At 69.7% G+C, this 20169-nt stretch carries 18 protein-coding genes and 2 pseudogenes; 14 read left to right on the top strand and 6 right to left on the bottom strand.

Annotated features, from left to right (window positions below; genetic code table 11):
* Positions 1–81 precede the first annotated feature (81 nt).
* The 6 genes from ACQEU1_RS19130 (at position 82) to ACQEU1_RS19105 (ending at position 6165) form a co-directional block, all read left to right on the top strand.
* Positions 82–543, top strand: coding sequence for a CBS domain-containing protein (locus tag ACQEU1_RS19130; RefSeq protein ID WP_433203199.1), 462 nt, complete (start codon positions 82–84; stop codon positions 541–543).
* Positions 540–1832: an ArsB/NhaD family transporter gene (locus tag ACQEU1_RS19125; protein ID WP_433203196.1), complete on the top strand. Its 1293-nt coding sequence runs from the start codon at positions 540–542 to the stop codon at positions 1830–1832. Before ACQEU1_RS19130 ends, ACQEU1_RS19125 begins: the two co-directional genes overlap by 4 nt.
* A gap of 32 nt (positions 1833–1864) precedes the next feature.
* Positions 1865–2449, top strand: a complete 585-nt coding sequence (locus tag ACQEU1_RS19120; RefSeq protein WP_433203193.1) for a TetR/AcrR family transcriptional regulator — start codon at positions 1865–1867, stop codon at positions 2447–2449.
* Positions 2446–3663 (top strand): glycosyltransferase, encoded by a 1218-nt coding sequence (locus tag ACQEU1_RS19115; protein ID WP_433203190.1) that lies wholly within the window; start codon positions 2446–2448, stop codon positions 3661–3663. Before ACQEU1_RS19120 ends, ACQEU1_RS19115 begins: the two co-directional genes overlap by 4 nt.
* Before the next feature lie 37 nt (positions 3664–3700).
* Entirely contained in the window at positions 3701–5200 is a 1500-nt protein-coding gene (locus ACQEU1_RS19110; RefSeq protein ID WP_433203187.1) for a molybdopterin-dependent oxidoreductase, read from the top strand.
* Positions 5201–5514: 314 nt separating this feature from the next.
* Positions 5515–6165 (top strand): fasciclin domain-containing protein, encoded by a 651-nt coding sequence (locus tag ACQEU1_RS19105; protein ID WP_433203184.1) that lies wholly within the window; start codon positions 5515–5517, stop codon positions 6163–6165.
* A gap of 70 nt (positions 6166–6235) precedes the next feature.
* Here the strand turns inward: ACQEU1_RS19105 and ACQEU1_RS19100 are convergent, their stop codons facing one another.
* The 3 genes and pseudogenes from ACQEU1_RS19100 to ACQEU1_RS19090 form a co-directional block, all read right to left on the bottom strand.
* Positions 6236–6619 (bottom strand): NAD-binding protein, encoded by a 384-nt coding sequence (locus ACQEU1_RS19100; protein ID WP_433203181.1) that lies wholly within the window; start codon positions 6617–6619, stop codon positions 6236–6238.
* A gap of 43 nt (positions 6620–6662) precedes the next feature.
* Positions 6663–7184, bottom strand: a complete 522-nt coding sequence (locus ACQEU1_RS19095; protein ID WP_433211582.1) for an anti-sigma factor domain-containing protein — start codon at positions 7182–7184, stop codon at positions 6663–6665.
* Positions 7185–7283: 99 nt separating this feature from the next.
* A pseudogene (locus ACQEU1_RS19090) lies at positions 7284–7421 on the bottom strand (hypothetical protein); the annotation flags it as partial.
* A gap of 550 nt (positions 7422–7971) precedes the next feature.
* Between ACQEU1_RS19090 and ACQEU1_RS19085 the strand changes: the two are divergent.
* The 6 genes from ACQEU1_RS19085 to ACQEU1_RS19060 all read left to right on the top strand — a co-directional run bounded on the left by ACQEU1_RS19085 (position 7972) and on the right by ACQEU1_RS19060 (position 15283).
* Complete coding sequence (locus ACQEU1_RS19085; RefSeq protein ID WP_433203178.1) at positions 7972–9525, top strand: DUF4331 domain-containing protein; 1554 nt, start codon at positions 7972–7974, stop codon at positions 9523–9525.
* A 68-nt stretch (positions 9526–9593) separates the two neighbouring features.
* Positions 9594–10889 carry a tetratricopeptide repeat protein gene (locus ACQEU1_RS19080; protein WP_433203175.1) on the top strand — a complete coding sequence of 432 codons (1296 nt, stop codon included), beginning with the start codon at positions 9594–9596 and terminating at the stop codon, positions 10887–10889.
* Entirely contained in the window at positions 10886–12256 is a 1371-nt protein-coding gene (locus ACQEU1_RS19075; protein ID WP_433203172.1) for a nickel/cobalt transporter, read from the top strand. Before ACQEU1_RS19080 ends, ACQEU1_RS19075 begins: the two co-directional genes overlap by 4 nt.
* A gap of 8 nt (positions 12257–12264) precedes the next feature.
* The gene (locus tag ACQEU1_RS19070) at positions 12265–12588 is read left to right on the top strand and encodes a hypothetical protein (RefSeq protein WP_433203169.1); all 324 of its coding nucleotides are present in this window, start codon (positions 12265–12267) and stop codon (positions 12586–12588) included.
* A 270-nt stretch (positions 12589–12858) separates the two neighbouring features.
* Positions 12859–13683 carry a hypothetical protein gene (locus ACQEU1_RS19065; protein WP_433203166.1) on the top strand — a complete coding sequence of 275 codons (825 nt, stop codon included), beginning with the start codon at positions 12859–12861 and terminating at the stop codon, positions 13681–13683.
* A 61-nt stretch (positions 13684–13744) separates the two neighbouring features.
* Complete coding sequence (locus tag ACQEU1_RS19060; protein WP_433203163.1) at positions 13745–15283, top strand: hypothetical protein; 1539 nt, start codon at positions 13745–13747, stop codon at positions 15281–15283.
* Between the two features lie 66 nt (positions 15284–15349).
* Here ACQEU1_RS19060 and ACQEU1_RS19055 read toward each other — a convergent pair whose 3' ends face one another.
* Both ACQEU1_RS19055 and ACQEU1_RS19050 read right to left on the bottom strand, forming a co-directional pair.
* Positions 15350–15982, bottom strand: a complete 633-nt coding sequence (locus ACQEU1_RS19055; RefSeq protein WP_433203160.1) for an anti-sigma factor family protein — start codon at positions 15980–15982, stop codon at positions 15350–15352.
* Entirely contained in the window at positions 15979–16500 is a 522-nt protein-coding gene (locus ACQEU1_RS19050) for a sigma-70 family RNA polymerase sigma factor (RefSeq protein WP_433203157.1), read from the bottom strand. Before ACQEU1_RS19050 ends, ACQEU1_RS19055 begins: the two co-directional genes overlap by 4 nt.
* Before the next feature lie 143 nt (positions 16501–16643).
* Between ACQEU1_RS19050 and ACQEU1_RS19045 the strand changes: the two genes are divergently transcribed.
* Entirely contained in the window at positions 16644–17495 is an 852-nt protein-coding gene (locus ACQEU1_RS19045; RefSeq protein WP_433203154.1) for a DUF4394 domain-containing protein, read from the top strand.
* 30 nt (positions 17496–17525) lie between these two features.
* Here ACQEU1_RS19045 and ACQEU1_RS19040 read toward each other — a convergent pair whose 3' ends face one another.
* On the bottom strand, positions 17526–18602 hold the full coding sequence (locus ACQEU1_RS19040; protein ID WP_433203151.1) for an alpha/beta hydrolase: 1077 nt from the start codon (positions 18600–18602) through the stop codon (positions 17526–17528).
* Between the two features lie 340 nt (positions 18603–18942).
* Here ACQEU1_RS19040 and ACQEU1_RS19035 point away from each other — a divergent pair.
* Positions 18943–20156, top strand: a pseudogene (locus ACQEU1_RS19035) (IS110 family transposase).
* Positions 20157–20169 lie beyond the last annotated feature (13 nt).

Raw genomic sequence — 20169 nt, 5'->3', positions numbered from 1 at the left:
CCCGACACGAGTGGCCTCCCGACCGCCGTGCGATCAAGATTGCGAGCAGTCGAATGCTACTCGTGCTCCGGAGGCGTCGCCGTGCGTGCTCGTGACCTGGCTGAGGACTACCCGCTGGTCCATCTGACCGACGACGCTCTGACCGCGGCCCGGCTGATCGCGGAGCAACGACGGCCCGGCGTGGTGGTCGTGGACCCGCACGGCAAACCGGTCACCGTGCTGCCGGGGTCGCAGGTGTTGCGGTTCCTCATCCCCGGCTACGTGCAGGAAGATCCGTCGCTGGCCCGCGTGTACGACGAACGCGACGCCGCCGCGGCCTGCGCGCAGAAGCTGGCCGGCCGCACGGTGAAGGAACTGTTGCCGGCCAAGGAGAAGCGCTACGAGCTGCCCAGGGTCCCCGGTGACGCGACCGTGATCGAGTGCGCCGCGACGATGGCCCGCCTGCACTCGCCGCTGCTGCTGGTGAGCGATGGCGAGGAGATCCACGGCGTGGTGACGACGTCGCACCTGCTCGAAGTCCTGCTCGACGGGCCCGCGACGTGAGCTGGAGCCAGATCCTGTCGGTCGTCGTGTTCGTCGGCGCGTACGTCCTGATCGCGACCGAGCGAGTCCACCGGGTCGCGGCCGCGCTCGGTGGTGCCGCGTTGATGCTGGCACTGCGGCTGACCGACGGGGAGACCGCGTACCACTCGGCCGAGGCAGGCGTCGACTGGAACGTGGTGTTCCTGCTGCTCGGCATGATGATCATCGTCGGGGTGATCAAGCAGACCGGCCTGTTCGAGTTCCTGGCCATCGCGGCGGCCAAACGCGCCAGGGGGAGGCCGTTCGCGGTGCTGGCGCTGTTCGTGGTGATCACCGCGACCGCGTCGGCCGCACTGGACAACGTGACGACCGTACTGCTGATCGCACCGGTGACGTTCCTGGTGTGCGACCGGCTCGGCCTCGACGCGATCCCGTACCTGATCGCCGAGGTGATGGCGTCCAACATCGGCGGCACCGCCACGTTGATCGGTGACCCGCCGAACATCATCATCGCCTCGCGCGCTGGCTTGTCGTTCAACGACTTCCTGGTGCACCTGGCCCCGTTCATCGTGGTGCTGATGGTCGTGTTCGTGCTGGTGTGCCGATGGCTCTTCCGCGACGCGTTCCGCTACGACGAGGACCGGGTGGCCGAGGTGATGCGGCTGTCCGAACGCGAGGCGATCCGCGACCGGACGCTGCTGTGGCAGAGCCTCGCGGTGCTGGCGCTGGTGCTGGCCGGGTTCGTGCTGCACACGACCCTGCACCTGGAACCGTCGGTGATCGCCCTGCTCGGCGCCGGGCTGCTCGTGCTGATCTCCAAGGTCACCACTGAGGACGCGATCGCCGACGTCGAGTGGGAGACCCTGGTGTTCTTCATGGGCCTGTTCGTGATGGTGGGCGCGCTGGTGAAGACCGGCGTCATCGGCGCCATCTCGGAGAACCTGGCCGCCGCGGTCGGCGGCGAGCCGCTGCTCGCGGTGATGGTGCTGCTCGTCGGCTCGGCGCTGCTGTCCGCCGTCGTGGACAACATCCCTTATGTCGCAACGATGTCACCGATCGTGGGCGACCTGGCCGGCGGGCAGGGACCGCACGGCGAGCCGCTGTGGTGGGCGCTTGCCCTCGGAGCGGACCTCGGTGGCAACGCGACGGCCGTGGGCGCGAGCGCGAACGTCGTCGTGCTCGGACTCGCCGCGCGCAACGGCACCCCGATCAGCTTCTGGAAGTTCACCCGCTACGGGCTCGTCGTCGCCACGCTGTCGGTCCTGCTCGCCGCGCCCTACCTCTGGCTGCGCTACTTCGTGCTCGCTTGACCCCGACTAAACAAGTGTTCAATACTCTGAACATGCGTTCAGACCTGACGGCACGCGCCCGGATCCGGGACGCGGCCCTGGCCCGGTTCGGCGCGGACGGCATCGCCGGCACGTCGGTGCGCGCGATCGCCGCCGACGCCGGGGTGTCGGCGGCCTTGGTGGTGCACCACTTCGGGTCGAAGGAAGGGCTTCGCCAGGAGTGCGACGAGCACGTGCTGGCGGGCATGCGGTCGGCCGAAGGCGCTGAGCTGGGCGATCTGCTGCGGGCGGCGACCCCGGTGCGCCGGTACCTCGCACGCGCGCTGCTGGACGGGTCGGAAAGCGCGTCCGCATTGTTCGACGAGATCGTGACGCGCACCGAGAAGTGGCTGGCCGACGGCGAGGTCGAAGGCTGGGTGCGGCCGACCGAGGACTCACGCGCCCGTGCCGTCACCTACGTGTCCTGGCTGCTGGCGCCGCTGGTGCTGGGGGAGCAGGTCGGCAGGCTGCTCGGAGGCGATCCGGCCGAAACCGCCACCGCGGTGCGGGGCGCGCGTGCAGGCCTGGAGATGCTCACCCACGGCCTGTTCGCGGACGATCGATGGCTGTCGGAGTTCACGAAGATCGAGACGCGATGAGAGCGCTTCTCGTGACGCACGGGACGCGCGGGGACGTGCAGCCCTTCCTCGCGCTGGCGGTGGAGTTGCGCGCACGAGGCCATTCCGCGCTGCTCGCGGCCCCCGCGTCCTTCGCCGACGCCGCCGCTGAACACGAGGTGGAGTTCGCGCCCCTGGACGAAGGCCCCAACCGGCTCATGGACGACCCGGTGGTCAAGGAAGCGATCGACGGCGGCTACCGCGGCGTGCGGGGCAAGGTCATCGCCGCCCGGACGATGACGCGGATCAAGCCGCTCATGGCCGACGTGCTGCGTGACGTCGGCGAGGTCGCCCGCACCTCCCGGGCCGACGTGCTGGTCCAATCACCGTCCGTGCCCGCACAGCACGCGGCTCAGATGCTCGGAATCCCAGCCGTGCTCGCGACCCTGCAGCCGGGCTGGGTGCCGACGAAAGCGTTCCCGTGCCCGATGATACCGCTGCCCCGCCTACCCCGTTTCCTCAACCGCGCCACCTACCTGACGGTGACCGCGACCCTGAGGGCATACGCCGGGATCATCACCGAGTGGCGCACCGGGCAGCTCGGCCTGCCGAAAGGCGAGGCCGGGCACGCGATGGTGCTGCAGGCGTTCAGCTCTCTCGTGACCCCGGTCGACCCGGCCTGGCCGGACACCGTGCGCACCACCGGGTTCTGGTACCTGCCCGCGTCACCCTCGTGGTCCGCACCGGACGACCTGGCCGCGTTCCTGGCCGGCGGCCCGACCGTCTACATCGGATTCGGCAGCATGGCCGGCCGGGACGCGGAGCGAGTGGGACGGATCGTCGCGGAGGCGGTCCGGCTCGCGGGCGTCCGAGCGGTCCTGGCCACCGGCTGGGGCGGCATGACCGCAACTCCTTCCCCCGACGTGTTCGTGATCGACCAGGCGCCCCACGACTGGTTGTTCGCGCGGGTGAGCGTGGTCGTCCACCACGGAGGCGGTGGAACTACGGCGGCGGCGCTGGCTGCCGGCGTTCCCCAGGTCGTGTGTCCGTTCGTCGCCGACCAGCCGCACTGGGCCCGGCGCATGCACGCCGTCGGAGTCGCTCCCGCTCCAGTGCCGCAACGGGAGTTGAACGCGCACCGTCTCGCGATCTCGATCAACGACGCGCTGGCAGGTTCGCGAGCTGCCGAGGCCGGGGCGTTGATCAGGGCGGAGAACGGTGTCGGCGCCGCAGTCGACGCGTTGCAGACGTTGTGAGCCAATCCGGTCGACCGCCGGCTACGAATCACCTGGTGTGAAGGCGACACGTTCCATCCTCATCGGCCTTGTGTCCGTCGCGGCGGCGTTGGCGGCAGGGCATCTGGTCGCCGGCTTGGTGAGCCCGCTGGCATCACCGTTCCTCGCGGTCGGCAACACCGCGATCGACCTGACACCTCACCAGCTCAAGGACTTCGCGGTCCGCACGTTCGGCGAGAACGACAAGCTGGTGCTGCTGGGCGGCATGGCGGTCGTGATCGCGGGGTTCGGTGCCCTGGCGGGGCTGGTTTCGCGGAGAAGTCCCTGGCCGGGTGCCGTTCTCGCCGGGGTGCTCGGTCTGGTCGGTGTGGCCGCGGTGCTGGCCCGGCCGACCACGACCGGGTGGTCGGTGGTAGCTCCCCTGGCGAGTCTCGTGGTCGGGGTTGCCGCGTTCTGGCTGCTGTGGTCCCAGGCACCGGCGGAGAAGCCCGGGAGGCGGCGGTTCCTGCTGACGACGGCGGCGGTGGCGGCTGGTGCCGGGGTTGCGGCGATGGGCGGTCAGTTGCTCGCCGGGCGGGTGGACGTCGAGGCTTCCCGGCGAGGGATCACGTTGCGGCCGCGGGAGAAGGCTCCGGAGATTCCGTTCGACGCCGACTTCTCCCGGGAGGGCACGCCGTCGTTCCTCACGCCGAACGAGAAGTTCTACCGGGTCGACACCGCGCTGAGCGTGCCGCGCCTGCGGGCGGAGGACTGGCGGTTGCGGGTGCACGGCATGGTGGACAACGAGATGGTGCTGACCTACGACGACCTGTTGCGGCGTCCGTTGGTGGAGAAGACCATCACGCTGGTGTGCGTGTCCAATGAGGTCGGTGGCCCGTACATCTCCACGTCGAACTTCATCGGCGTCTCGCTGTCCGACCTGTTGAAGGAGGCCGGGGTGCGGTCCGGCGCCGACCAGCTGGCGACGCGCAGCGTGGACGGCTGGACGTGCGGCACGCCGGTCGAGACGATCATGGCGCCCGGTTCGAACGCATTGCTGGCCATCGGCATGAACGGTGAGCCGTTGCCGTTGGAGCGCGGATTTCCGGTGCGGATGGTCGTTCCCGGTCTGTACGGCTACGTGTCGGCGACGAAGTGGCTGGTGGACATGGAGCTCACCACGTTCGACGCGTTCGACCCGTACTGGGCGCAGCGCACGTGGGCGAAGAAGGCCCCGGTCAAGACGATGTCGAGGATCGACCGGCCGAAGTCCTTCGAACGGGTGCCCGCCGGAAGGTTCGTCGCGGCGGGCATCGCCTGGGCCCAGCACACCGGGATCGACCGGGTCGAGGTCCGGGTTGACGGAGGTCCGTGGCAGCAGGCGACGCTGAGCACCGAGGTCAACGTCGACACGTGGCGGATGTGGCGCGTGGAGCTGGATCTCAAGGAGGGCAACCACACCGTGGAGTGCCGTGCCACCGACCGGAAGGGCTACACGCAGACCAACGATCGCGTTCCCCCGATTCCGGACGGTGCGACCGGCTGGCACTCGATGGTGTTCACCTCGGTGGCGGGCTAGGCGTTCTCGGTCGTGCGGCACCGCTCCGGTTTCCGGACTGGTCCTGCCGGAACACGGGGCGGGCGTCGTTTCACTCGATGGTGTCAGCGTGCCGAGGTTGTTGTCCGGCGCGACGGGGGTGGTTTGCTTGTGCCGCAGAAGCGTCCTGCGGCTGCAGGAGTGCTCCGAGTTGACCGTCGACTGTGGACTTCTCCCAGGTGGCAGGCCATTTGTGGATCTTTTGGTAACGGGTCGATAACCAGACCCATCCGTTCCCCGAGGGGTGCCGAATCACGGTCAGCAACTGCCCGAACACTCCTTGGAGATGTCCCGTCATGAAGAAGTCCGTCCGCAACACTGCTCTCGCCATCGGCGTCGCCTCGCTCGCCCTGTTCGGCGCGGCGTGCGGCTCGGCTGACACGGCCAGCAGCGGCAGCTCCTCGACCGCGGCAGCGCCCACCACGACCGCGTCCTCGGCCGCGGCCATGGACCCGGCCCGCGACCTCGTCGGCCCCGGCTGTGCCGACTACGCGAAGCAGGTCCCGTCCGGCTCCGGCTCCGTCGCGGGCATGGCCGCTGACCCGGTCGCGGTCGCGGCGAGCAACAACCCGCTGCTCAAGACCCTGGTGGACGCCGTTTCCGGCAAGCTGAACCCGAAGGTCAACCTGGTCTCGACGCTGAACGGCGCCGAGTTCACGGTGTTCGCGCCGGTGGACTCCGCGTTCGCGAAGATCGACGCCGCGACGATCGAGAAGCTCAAGACCGACGACGCGCTGCTGACCAAGATCCTCACGTACCACGTCGTCCCGGGCCAGATCTCCCCGGACAAGATCGTCGGTGACCAGAAGACCGTCGAGACCGGCACGGTCAAGGTCTCCGGCACCAAGGACGCGCTGAAGGTCAACGACGCCAACGTGATCTGTGGTGGCGTGCACACCGCGAACGCGACCGTGTACCTGATCGACTCGGTGCTGCTCCCCGCCTGACATCTCCAGGGTAGCAGTCACCGCGACTCCGGGAACCGCACTGTGTTGCGGTTCCCGGAGTTTTTCACTTCTACGGGTGGTTCGACTGTCGCGTGTGGACGGTAGTGGTGCCGTCGGACGCGAAGATCGCGCTGTTCTCCGGTTCGCGGATGACGGCCACGATCACGGTGTCGGGGTTCACCGGGCGCACCGCTCTGGTGATCAGGAACGCGTTGAGGTCGTCCGGGACCGCGATGATGACGCGGTCCGCCAGGTCGGCGCCGGCCTCGTCGAGCGCGCATCTGTCCCTGCCGTCCCCGACGACGGCGGTGACACCGTTGGCCGTGGCCTCGGCGACCGCGAGGTAGTCGGTGTCCAGGACAGTCAGCCGCGCGTCCGGCTGCGCGGCCAGCACCGCGTTCACGGCGCAACGTCCTGCGTCGCCGTATCCGATGACGAGAATGTGGTCGGTCACACCCCGGAATTCGGTGTGCCGTCCGGCGCGGATTGCGTCCGATTCAGCGAAGCACGACGGTGAGCACCGGTGCGCCCGTCGGTCCGGGTGATCCACCTGTGGGCTCGATCGTGAGGATGACCTCGCGCACCCCCGCGATTCCCGACACCAATGACGACGTGGCCGACCCCGTCGGTCGCAGGATCCCGGCCGATCGCGCGCCCTGATCGTCCACCAGCCACAGCTGGTACGCGCGATCCGCAGGCAACTTGCGCAGATCGTCCGCCAGGAACAGCATTTCGTCGCGGTGGCGGGACATCGCCACGGTGCCTGCCGGAGTCTCCGCAGCGGCAAGTCGCAGATCCGGTGCGGCGAGCAGGTCGCCGATCTGTGTGCGTGCGGGCGGCTCAGCGGAAGTGCGTGTCGGCGCGGTCGCGCCGCCGTGCACGCCGGCCACCGCTGCCGCGGTGGCGCAGGCGACGGCGATGAGTGCCGCGGCGCGCCGGAAACCCTGCCGCCGGGTGGGAAACGTCGTGATCTCCGATGTCGGAGGCGCCTGTCGAACCGACCGAACGGCGCCGAGCACGCGCGGTCGCAGTGTGCTCGGGGAGATCCAGCAGACGGTCCTGCCGAGCCGGGCGGCTGTCTCTCGCAGTCCGGCCAGTTCGCCGGTGCACGCCGGGCAACGAGCCAGATGTGCCTCGAACTTGCCGCGTTCGGCGTCGGGCAGCGCGCCGAGTGCGTGTGCACCGGTCAGCAGGTGCGGGTTGCTCGCACTGGTAGGTCCCCGGTTCACCTGCCTGCTTCGGAGCGGTCCGATCATCGGATTGCCACCGAAACACCAACGCGACGAGGTCGCCCCAGAGCGCGGTCGAGGCGGCCTTGGTGGTGCGGAGGGACCGGAGGGGCATCACGTCACCCGCATCCGCAACACGCTCGGCGTGAAGAACCGACGCGAGCCCGAACGCGCGTCGGAGGATGTCGACCTTCCTCTGGCCAGGTAGTCACTCCATCGGGTGGGGCGATGTCGTGGCGCCAATCCGGCGGGCGACCCAGGGCGGATCTCCTGTGCGCGGATCCGCCAGATGCGGTTCAGCCGGCTCGGGACGGCGCCGCGCGTGTCCCCGTGCGTCCGCGGTTCAAGCAGACGCACGGGGACAGCTCATTTCGGGGCGGAAGTCCTCGCATGTCGTCTGCGGGGAGCTTGATGCCAGCGTTGTGCAAGAGGGCATTCGAGTGAACCGGGCAAGCCTCGGCTCCATCAGCGGCGAATGAGTCGCGTCCTGTCCGTGTGGCGGTCGTCACTGCGGACGGGCTTCGATCCGAAGGGATGGAGCATGTCAGCACCCCCTCCCACGCGTCGACGACGACGTGTGGCGGTAAGTCTGATCGCGGTCGGGAGCACCTTGCTCGCGGCAGGGCTGATCGGTGGTTCCGGTTCGGCCGGGGCGTCGAGCCACCGGGAAGCGCCGTTGATCGCAGGCGATCCGGCGGTGGACAACACGGACGTCTACGCGTTCGTCAGCCCGGACAAGCCGGACACGGTCACACTGGTGGCGAACTGGTCGCCGTTCCAGGAGCCCAACGGCGGCCCGAACTTCTACCCGTGGGCGACCGATGCCCGCTACGACATCAACATCGACAACGACGGGGACGCCAAGGCCGACCTGACGTACCGGTGGACCTTCCGCACCGAGGACCGTCGCGGCAAGTCGACGTTCCTGTACAACAACGGGCCGGTCACGTCGCTGGACGACGAGAACCTGCTGTTCCGGCAGACCTACACGCTGGAGCTGATCGACCGCGACGGCCGGGACCGCAAGCTGATCCGCTCAGGCAAGGTCGCGCCGTCCAACACCGGCCCTGCGTCGATGCCGGACTACGGCGCGTTGCGCACCCAGGCGATCACCGACGTGCCGGGCGGGGGCAAGAGCTACGTCGGGCAGTCCGACGACGCGTTCTTCCTCGACCTGCGGGTGTTCGACCTGCTCTACGGCGGCAACCTGTCCGAGGTCGGCCAGGACACCCTGCGCGGCTACAACGTGAACACCATCGCGTTGCAGGTGCCGAAGTCGCAGCTGGCGCTCAAGGGCGACGCGACGCGCAACCCGGTCATCGGGGTGTGGAGCGACACCGAGCGCCAGTCGATGATCCTCAGCCCCGGCGAGTCCCACGCGATCGGCCCGTTCGTGCAGGTCTCGCGCCTGGGCAACCCGCTGGTCAACGAGGTCGTGGTGCCGGCTGGGCTGAAGGACAAGTTCAACGCGCTCACGCCGGACCGCGACGGCAAGACGCCGGAGTTGGTCAACCGGGTCACCGACCCGGAGGTGCCCAAGCTGATCCAGGCGATCTACGGCATCCCGGCCCCGGCCACGCCGCGCAACGACCTGGTGGAGATCTTCCTGACCGGCATCACCACCAAGGCGGGCGGGCCGATCAAGGCGGACCTGAACTCGCAGCTCAACAACGCCGACGTGAACCCGAAGAAGTTCACGCCGTCGGAGCAGCTGCGGCTCAACGTGTCCATCCCGCCGGCGGCCTCGCCGAACCGGCTGGGCGTGCTGGCCGGTGACCTGCAGGGCTTCCCGAACGGCCGCAGGCTCACCGACGACGTGGTCGACATCGGCGTGCAGGCGCTGGAAGGCGCCGCGGTGAGCGGCATCGTGCCCGCGCTCGCGACCGGGGACAAGGTCAACGCCAACGACAAGGCGTTCGGCAACGCATTCCCGTACGTGGCGCTGCCGAACAACACCGCGGTCAACTCCGGCGCCGCGGGTGCGGTCCCGCCTGCGGGTGGTGGCGGAGCCGGTGGAGGTCTGCCGGACGGGCTGGTCCTCAACGCCGTCCTCGCGGCGCTGTTGATCGGTTCCGGCGTGTGGCTGCTGAGCCGTCGTCCACTTCGGACCGCGGTGCCTGCGGTCGCGTAAAAGCGTGCCGGGGAACGGAGTCCCGTTCCCCGGCACGTTCCCCCGGCAGCTACCACACGGAGTGCGCCATGAACCGCCGCAAGATCATCGCTGTGCTGGCCATCACCGCCGGCGCGGCGCTGCTCGCCACCACCGCCACCGCGTTGAGCCGCGGCGACGACCCGGTCCCACCGGCGTCCGGCGCCGCGGTCGTGCGCAGCGACGTGCAGCGCACCATCAGCGCCGCACAGGAACGGCTGCGGCGCGTGCCCGAGGACGCCGCGACGTGGGCGTCGCTCGGCACGGCCTACGTCGAGCAGGCCCGCGTCACCGGCGATCCCACCTACTACGGCAAGGCCCAGGGCGCGCTGGAGACCTCCCTGCGGCACAAGCCGGACGGCAACGGCCCCGCTCACCTGGGTCTCGGTGCCCTCGCCAACGCCCGCCACGACTTCGCCGCCGCCCGCGACCAGGCCGAACTCGCCCGCGCCGCGCTGCCCGACACCGCCGAGGTCTACGGCGTGCTCGCCGACGCCCTCACTCAGCTCGGCAAGACCGACGACGCGCGGGCCGCCGTGCAGCGGATGCTCGACCTGGAACCCGGCGTGCCCGCGTTCACCCGCGCCGCCTACGACTTCGAGCAACGCGGCGACGTCGCCTCCGCCCGCCAGGCCCTGACCCGCGCCCTCGAGGCCTCCTCGTCCCCGGCCGACGCGCTGTTCTGCCGCTACCACCTCGGCGAGCTCGCGTTCGACAACGGCGACCTCGACGAGGCCTCCGCCCAGTACGAGCAAGGCCTGCTCGTCGACCCGCTCGACCCCGCCCTGCTGCAAGGACGTGCCAAGATCGCCGCCGCCCGAGGCAAGTCGGCCGACGCGCTCACCGGTTATGCCGACCTCGTGGCCCGCGTGCCCTCACCGCAGTACCTGCACGAGTACGCCCTGATGCTGCGCGCCGCGGGCCGTGCCGACGACGCGACCCGCCAGTTCGACCTGCTGGCTCAGCAGGAACGCCTGCTCGCCGCCGCGGGCAGCACCGACGAACTCGCCACCTCGATCGTCGCCGCCGACAAGGGCGACGCCGCCACCGCGCTGGCCGCCGCCGAACGCGAGTGGAACCGCCGGCAGAACCCGCTGGTCGCGGACGCTCTCTCCTGGGCGCTGCACCTGGCCGGACGGGACGCCGAGGCCCTCGGCTACGCCGACCGCGCCGCCGCCACGGGCTGGCGCAACGCGACGTTCGCCTACCACCGCGGCATGATCCTGCGCGGCCTCGGCCGCACCACGGAGGCCGCGGACGCGCTCGACACCGCGTTGCGCACCAACCCGCACTTCTCCCCGGTGGACGCCCCCGCCGCCCGCACCGCCCTGGACGGCCTGCGATGAAAGCCCTCGCCGTTCTCCTGCTCGCCGGGCTCGCCCTGCTGGCCGTTCCCACGAGCGCCAGCGCGCACCCGCTGGGCAACTTCACGATCAACCACCACCACGCCATCACCGTCCACCCCGACCGGATCGACGTCGTCTCGGTCGTCGACCTCGCCGAGATCCCGACCCTGCAAGAACAACCCGCCCGCCAGACCGACTACGCAGGCCGCGAGTGCGACGCCGTGCTGGGCAGCCTCGCGGTGACCGTCAACGGCACCCGCACCGCGCTGTCGCTGCGCTCGTCGTCGGTTGAGTACCCGCCCGGCGAGGCTGGGCTGGCGACCACTCGCCTGACCTGCCGGCTCACCACCGCGGTGGACCTCAGTTCCGCCGCCACCATCGACGTGCGCGACACCTACCGGCCGGGCCGCGTCGGCTGGCACGAGATGACCGCCACCGGCGATGGCATCGCCCTGATCGACCCGCCCGTACCGGCGAGGAGTTCCAGCGACGAACTCCGCGCCTATCCCGACGACCTGCTGGCCGACCCGCTCGACGTCCGCGCGGTGAGCCTGCGCGTCGAACCCGGCACCACCCCGGCCTCGGGCGTGGCCGCGGCCCAGGGCGGCAGCACGTTGCTCGGCACGGCCACCCGCGCGTTCACCGACCTCGCCGGCAAACAGGACCTCACCCCGTTCATCGGCGTGCTCGCCGTGCTGTTGTCGCTGCTGCTGGGCGCCTCTCACGCGGCGTTGCCCGGACACGGCAAGACGGTCATCGCCGCCTACCTCGCGGGGCGCGACGGCACCGCGCGGGACGCGGTCGTCGTCGGTGCCACCGTCACCCTCACCCACACCCTCGGCGTGCTGGTCATCGGCCTGGTGATCAGCGCTTCCAGCGCACTGGCCGGCGAATCGCTGCTGCGGATCCTCGGCGTCGCCAGCGGCGTCCTGGTCACGGCCGTCGGCGCATACCTGCTGCGGTCCGCTCTCCAACGGCAACCCGTCGCCGTCGGTCACGGGCATGGACACGGCCACGGCCACGGACATGGGCACGGACATGGCCACGGGCACGGGCACCGGGTGGGACGCGGTGGCCTGATCGGCATGGGCGTGGCGGGCGGCCTGGTGCCGAGTCCCTCGGCGCTGGTCGTGCTGCTCGGCGCGATCGCCCTGGGCCGCACCTGGTTCGGCGTCCTGCTCGTCCTGGCCTACGGCCTCGGCATGGCCACCACCCTCACCGCCGTCGGCCTGCTCCTGGTCCGCCTGCGCGACCGGCTCGCCGCCGTCGAACGCTTCCGCGACCGCTTCACCGCCCTGCCCGCCATCACCGCCGGGCTCGTCCTCGTCGTGGGCGTCGGGCTGACCGTCCGAGCCCTGTTCGAATAGGAGTCGCGATGCGCGTCCCGATCCTGATCCTCTGCTGCGCCACCGCCCTGGCCGCCTGCTCGTCGCCACCCGACCCCGGCCCGGTCTTCGACAACGAGAGCGCCGCGGAGCTGACCTGCCTGCGTCACCAACCCCAGCCACCCGGACCGCGCTACACCGACGAGTCGATGCGCAGCACCGGCGAAACCCTGTCCCTGCTGCGCTACTACACCGCGCACGGCCGCAAACCCTTCTGCGACGGCCAGAGCCCCACCGACACCGACAAGCAGTGGGCTCAGCTGTACGTGACGCTGGGTGCCGACCGCGCCAACGTCACCGCCCTGCTCGGCTGAACTCACCCGCAGTTTGTCGCGATGACCTTGACACGAATTTCACACGACGATTATTCGGAACGTGCGCGTTCATTTACCTGAGTGATCACTGTGAGTTGACATCTAACGCCGTACTTGGTGTCGCAAAGTAGTCGAAAATGAGTGTTTCAGATTAATTTAGCGCCCTGAGCTGCGACAACAAAATTACCTCCACTTTCGAGTGAACCGCTGCACGCACCGCTCCGAATGGATCGATGTACGGGTGCTGAGGCGGTGAAAGGGGGTGATTTCGTGAAAGCAACCTGTTCCACAGTGCTGCGACGAACACTGAGCGTGGCCGGATTCCTCATCGGATTCGGTCTCCTCTCGGCGGGCGTCGCGAGCGCCGATGACGGCGATTCACCCGGCCTGCTCGACGGGGTCGGTTCGCTCATCTCGCCGGTGAGCGACGTGGTCGCCCCGGTGACGCGAGAGCTCGCGCCGGTGACGAAGACCGTCGCGGCGGTGGCTGATCCAGTGGTGAAGCCCGTGCTGAAGGCGGTCGAGCCGGTGACCGAACCGGTGCTGGCGCCGCTGGCGCCGGTCGTCGACGCCGTGGTGCGGCCCCTGGACCCGGTCCTGGAGCCGCTCGAGCCGGTGACCGCGCCGGTGCTCGCCCCCGTGGTGGGCACGGTGCAAGACGTACCGCTGGTACCGAGCGTCACGAAACCGTTGGTGACACAGCGATCCGCTCCGGCGGACGTGCCACCGGCGGTCGACGTGCCACCGGTGCCGGCCGTTCCGGAGGCACCCTCGGCGACAGCGGTCGTCCCGGAGACACGCGCTGCGACGCCGCCTGGTCAGTTCGTGGCGGCGAAGTTCCCGCAGCAGCAACAGATCTCCGGGAACGAGGTGGCACCACCGATCGAGGTACCGGCGCCGCCGTCACCCGACGTGCCGTTCGCTTTGCCCGGCACGATGGGGTCGGTGTCGTCGAGTGGATCGACGAGTGCCGCGGTCTCGGACCTCCCGGCAGGATCGGGAGTTCGTCCCGACGCCGAGTCGCTCGTGGTGGTCGAGGATCACCAGATCCACGGGTCGTGGTGCTACTACTACGGCCGAAGTCATCCCAGCTGAGCAGTCCTGTCCTTCCAAGCCGACAGATCACCAAGCTTGACTGACAGGAAGAAGACCAGAAATGCACAGCTATGTGCGCCGCGGCCTGATGGCCGCAGTGTTCTCGGGAGGGTTCCTGCTCGCAGGGACGGCAATGGCCAGCGCTGACACCGGTGGCAACGGACTGCTGGGCGGCGTCGGTGACGCCGTGCACTCGATCGTGAACGGTGGCAACGGCGGCAACTCGGGCAACGGCGGCAACGCCTCCAGCTCGAACAACGCCACCTCCGGCAACTCGGGCAACTCCGGGAACTCCGGTTCCACCGGCGGCAACAGCGCCACGGGCGTCTGCGTGCTCGCCAAGTGCAACACCCAGGTGAGCTCGGGCAACTCCGGTAACACCGGCGCGACGGGTTCGACCGGCGACGCCTCCAACCACAGCAACACGGTGGGCGGCAAGTCCGGCGCCGCGGGCAACGGTGGCGACGCCACCGCAGCCGGCCGTTCGCAGAACGCCAGCGCCAACGCCGGCAACGGCGGCAACTCGGGCAACGGCGGCAACGCCTCCAGCTCGAACAACGCCACGTCCGGCAACTCCGGTAACTCCGGCAACTCGGGTTCCACCGGCGGCAACAGCGCCTACGGCCTGTGCGTGCTGGCGGAGTGCAACACCAGCGTCAGCTCCGGCGACTCGGGTGACACCGGCGCGACGGGCTCGACCGGCGATGCCTCCAACCACAGCAACACCGTGGGTGGCAACTCCGGCCCTGCCGGTGACGGCGGCGACGCGGCGGTCATGACCAAGGACCAGAAGTGGGGCCACCACAGCAACAACGGCTCCACCGAGGCCACCGCGGGCAAGGGCGGCAACTCGGGCAACGGCGGCAACGCCACGAGCTCGAACAACGCCACGACCGGCAACTCGGGAAACTCCGGGAACTCGGGTGACACCGGCGGCAACAAGGCCGTCGTCCGCACGATCGGCTCGGACAAGGGCCACGGCAAGTCCTGGAACCGCAACGAGTCCTGGACCACTGTCACGTCGGGCGACTCCGGCGACACCGGCGCCACGGGCTCGACCGGCGACGCCACGAACCACAGCACCACCGTGGGCGGCAACTCCGGCCCGGCCGGCGACGGCGGCAACGCCTGGGCCATGACCGAGCAGCGCAACTCCTGGAACCACGGCAAGTGGAGCAAGCACAGCAACAACGGCTCCACCGAGGCCACCGCGGGCAAGGGCGGCAACTCGGGCAACGGCGGCAACGCCTCCAGCTCGAACAACGCCACGACCGGGAACTCGGGCAACTCCGGGAACTCGGGCGACACCGGTGGCAACACCGCAGTGGTGAAGACCGAGAACAAGAACAAGAACTGGAACGACCACGGCTGGAAGCACTCCGGCTGGAAGCACAGCTGGAAGCACGACGGCTGGAAGAACCACGGCACCAAGTCCTGGACCGAGGTCACCTCGGGCAACTCCGGTGACACCGGCGCCACGGGTTCGACCGGCGACGCGTCCAACCACAGCAACACGGTCGGTGGCCACTCCGGTCCTGCGGGCGACGGCGGCGACGCCATGGCCTGGACCCACGGCAAGAAGCACTCCGTGAAGGCGTGACCACGAGGTGATCACAAAGGCGGGGCCGGCACCAGCCGGCCCCGCCTTTCTCGTGCGGTCACAGCGTCATCGCTGCGGGAACGTCGAGGACAGGGCGATCGCCCCGGCGGCGTCGCGGACGACGAAACCGGACGCGTTCGCGCGCAGCACCGAGCTGTTCAAGTTGCAGTGCATGACGTTCTCGCCGGTGCCCACGAACGAGCCCGCGGACACCTCGCCACCGTCGGCACGGGTGACGGCGACCTGATAGGCCTGCCCGTCGGCGAACCCCTGGCCGTCGAGCTTGATTTCGACTCCCCAGGTGTGCGGGACGAGCGACGCCTCCGCGGTGACGCCAGGAGCCTGCCGGTCGAGCGCGACCGGTTCGAGCGGCACGTTCGGGCGCAGGTACCACCAGGTCGCGCCCGCGATCACTACGGCGGCAGCGGCGGTGAGGAGGAGCGGGACACGCCTGCGTCGTCCGCGTTGGGCGTCGACCCGCTGCACGACGAGCTCTTCCAGATGTGCGGGCACCGTGACGTCGTCAGCGTCCACGCGGGCCAGCGCGCGTACGACCGGGGCGAACTCGGCGACCGTGCGCTGACATTCCGCGCACTCGTCGAGGTGGTCCTGCACGGCGGCGAGCTCGTGGCCGGTGAGGTGGTTCAGGACGTAGGCGCCGAGCAGCTCGGTCCGCCGTTCGTGCACGAAGTCGTTCACAGCGGCACCCCCATCTCCTCCATCGCCAGCCGCAACGCTTTCAACCCGAAGAAGACCCGGCTGCGCAGCGTCACCTGCGACACACCCTGTTCGGCCGCGACATCCGGGTAGGACCGTCCGCGCAGGTAAGTCTCCACCAGGGCCACGCGGTGGTTGTCGCTGATCCTCAGCAGCGCCTGCTCCACGAGGCGTTGGTCGAGCACCGCGTCGGCGTGGTCAGCGGCGGCTCCTGGCCAATTCGCCGCTGCCGCGACCAGACGCCGGTGGTGCCGGGCACGCGCCCGAGCCTCGTCGACCACGACGTTGCGGGCGATGGCGAACAACCACACCCGCAGGCTCGCGAGGTCCGGGTCGAAGCGGTCGGCGGACCGCCAGGCTCTCAGGAACACCTCCTGCACCACCTCTTCGGCCGCCTGGCGGTCACCGAGCTGCCGCAGGGCGAAGCGGTAGATCTCCGGGCCGTGCGCGGCGTACACGGCTCTGAGGTCCAGCTCCGCCCGCTTGCCGATGATCGCCATGAGCTCCCCGTCGCCACTCCTGAACCGGGTTCGTCACCGGCGTCCGCGCGGATGGGTCTGATTTGTTCGGTTCGTGCTTCAACGCCGGGCCGGGAGGCGTCGTACACACCCGCGTTCCGCGTTCACCGCACTTGGGAGAGACCATGCGCATCGCTCGCACGACCGCCATCGCCGCAGCGGCAGCCCTGCTCGCCGGCATCCTCGGCGCGGCCCCCGCCTCGGCGTCCGGCGACCAGCTCCGCGTCCACCTGCTCACCGACGACGGCGTGCTCAGCACCCGCAGCTGGTCGTCCCCGCTGTTCGCCCAGCACCGCGTCCGCGTCACCGGCCTCAAGGCCCACGACCGGCTCGCCGGCATCGACGTGCGACCGGCCACCGGCGTCCTCTACGCGATCGGCCGCTCAGGCCAGCTCTACACCCTCGACACCCGCACCGGCCGCGCCACCGCCGTCGGCACCCCGCTCGCCCTCACCGGCACCGCCATCGGATTCGACTTCAACCCCACCGTGGACCGCATCCGCCTGGTCACCTCGACCGGCCAGAACCTGCGCCTGGTCCCCGACACCGGCGCCCTCGCCGCGACAGACGGCCCCCTCGCGTACGCACCGGGCGACCGCGCGGCGGGCACCACCCCCAGGGTGTCCGGGGCCGGCTACACCAACAGCGTCGCCGGAGCCACGTCCACCACCCTCTACGACCTCGACAGCGCCAAGGACACCCTCGTCACCCAAGGCACCGCCACGGGCGTCACCCCGGTCGTCTCGCCGAACACCGGCCAGCTCTTCACCATCGGCAAGCTCGGCGTCGACGTCGACAAGACCAACGGCTTCGACATCGCCACCGTCAACGGCCGTCACCACGCCCTGGCCGCCGTGAGCCCCGCACTGAACCTGCTCGGAGGCTCGATCCTGGTGAAGATCAACCTGGAGACCGGTCGCGCCTCGGTCGTCGGACTCGCGGGCGGCGACGTCGTCGGCGTGGCGTTCGCGAAGTAGGCCCTTGGAGCCGCTGACGCCACACTGGCGTCAGCGGCCCGCGAACGCCTGACGCAGGAACTCGAGGATCGCGAAGCGTGCGGTCTGTGCGGGGATCGAACCCCAAACCAGGTCGAAGCAGTGGTCGGCTCGCTTGAGCGCGACGAGCGTCGGCAACTCCGGGGCCACCATGTACGGCGTGATCGTCTCCAACGGCACCCACTGGTCCTGCGCACCGGTGACAACGCAGACGCGTGCCGGTGCCGACTCGATGTGAGCGATGGGAGAACTCCACTCCCAGCGCGACGCCACGTCCTCCGGTGCACCACCGAGGAAGTCCACCAACGGCGACACCTCACGATCGACCGGCGTGATCGGCTTGCGACGCAACACGTCGTAGAGCGACAACAGATCTGTCGGCCCGTACAACGACACAACCGCACACGGCCGTTCGTCGAGGCTCGCCGCAAGCAACGCCAGATGCCCACCCGCGGACGAACCGAACAACGCGATCCGCTGAGGGTCGATGCCGAGCTCGAACGCGTGCTCTTCGACCCAGTGCAGCGCATCGACCACGTCGAACGGCGCCACGTCCCACCGCGCCGGCGGAGCCAGCCGATAACTGATGCAGACGGCCCGATACCGGTTGTCCGCCAACCAGCTCGCATACGCACGCAGCTGCCGCCAGTTCCCGCCCGCCCAGCCACCACCGTGCACCAGCACGACCGCGGGCCCCGCGTCGGTGCGGTCCGCGGGATGCCAGACACCGAGCGGCAGACGAGCGCCGTCCCGAGAAACGAGCTCACGAGTCTCAGGCGCTCGCGCTCGAAGGAACCCGGTGAGGTCCAAAAACGCGGCGACCAGCGACGGGCGGGCACCCATCATCCGCGCCTGCCCCCACTGCGCACCGGCAACGCAGACCTGCGCGCCGGCGACGACCGCGGCGGCGATCGCGAAGACGAGATCCCCGTCGAACGCCGCCACCACCGCCAGCGCAATCGCCAACAGCGCCAACGGAGGCGCAAGGCTCAGCGCGAGAGCACGGACCACCCACAACGCGGGCGCGGGCGACGGCAGCAGCGACACCGCCGCGAGCACTGCGATCAGCACGACGCCGGTTTGGTACACGCTGATCGACCTCCCAGTGGCGCCAGCGCCGAGTCGCGCTGTGGACACCGGTGATTCGGCGGCTTCCGCAACGCGGATTGGTTTGACCGCGAAAGGCGACCGCAGCCGTCAAGGCGTCAGCGTGCGCCAAGATGGCGACTGACGGTCGTCGTCGAGTGAGCACTTGGCCATTGAGGAGTGGGTGAGTCCTTCCCGAGGCGCGTGCGCTTGCCGTTGGCTGGGGATGAGCGACCGCTGAAGGGATGTCGTGCCCGCCATGGCGCTGGTGTGAGCACAGGACCATTGACTGCCGGCGTTCTCCCACTGATCGAAGTGCTGCCGAGGCGTGGAGGTATGTGACGTGTTGTTCGTCGGTGATGATTGGGCTGAGGGTCATCACGACATCGAGATCATGGACGCGACCGGCCGCACGCTGGTCGCGGTCCGCCTGCCCGAGGGCGTGGAGGGCGTCACGCGCCTGCACACGTTGATCGCCGACCACTCAGACGGAGTCGGGCCCGAACAGGTGTTGATCGCGATCGAGACCGATCGCGGCCCGTGGGTGACGGCACTCGTCGCGGCCGGCTATCGCGTGTTCGCGGTGAACCCTCGTCAGACCGGCCGATTCCGCGAGCGGTTCGTCTTATCCGGCGCGAAGAGCGACGCCGCCGACGCGCACGCGTTGGCCGACATGGTGCGCACCGACTCGCACCAGCTCCGCCCGATCGCCGGTGACAGCGACCTGTCCGAGGCCATCAAACTGCTCGCTCGCACGCACCAGACGCTGATCTGGGACCGCCAACGTCAGGTCGCGCGCCTGAGGGCGAAGTTGCGCGACTTCTACCCGGCAGCTCTCGCCGCGTTCGGTGAGGATCTTGCCGCTCCTGACGTGCTCGAGCTGCTGAAGCGTGCCCCGACCCGGACGCCGCGGCCAAGGTCACGAGGGAGCAGATCGTCGCGGTGCTTCAGCGTGCGAGCAGGCGAAAGATCGAAGAGCGAGCTGACCGGATCCACAGGGCTCTGAACTCCGAGCAGTTGCGCGTGCCAGCGGCTCTGCAGCGTGCCTACGCCGTCACGGTGAGGGCGTCGGTGGCGGTGATCGCCGTGCTCGTCGTGGAGATCACCGCCGTCGAGAACGAGATGGTCAAACGTCTGCGCAAGCACGCGGACGCGGAGATCTACCTGTCTCAGCCGGGCATGGGCGAGACCTTGAGCGCCAGGGCGCTGGGCGAGTTCGGCGCCGACCGGACCCGGTACGCCAGCCCGAAGGCCCGCAAGAACTACGCCGGTACCAGCCCGATCACCATCGCCTCCGGCCGCAAGACCACCGTGAACTGCCGGTACGTGCGCAACGCCAGACTGGTCGACTCGCTCATGCGCCAAGCCATGAGCGCACTGAGCGCGTCACCTGGAGCCCGCGCCTACTACGACCGCCAACGTGCCCGCAGCGTGCCGCACAACGCCGCCCTGCGCCACCTCGCCAACCGACTCGTCGGCATTCTCCACGGCTGCCTGACCAGCCGCACCACCTACGACGAGACCACCGCCTGGGCTCACCACGCCGCTGCGGCGTGACCCCTTAATCCCA

Origin of the sequence: Lentzea sp. CA-135723, from assembly GCF_050936595.1 — a bacterium.
Taxonomy (GTDB): Bacteria; Actinomycetota; Actinomycetes; order Mycobacteriales; family Pseudonocardiaceae; genus Lentzea.
This window is presented reverse-complemented; position numbering and strand designations above follow the sequence as displayed.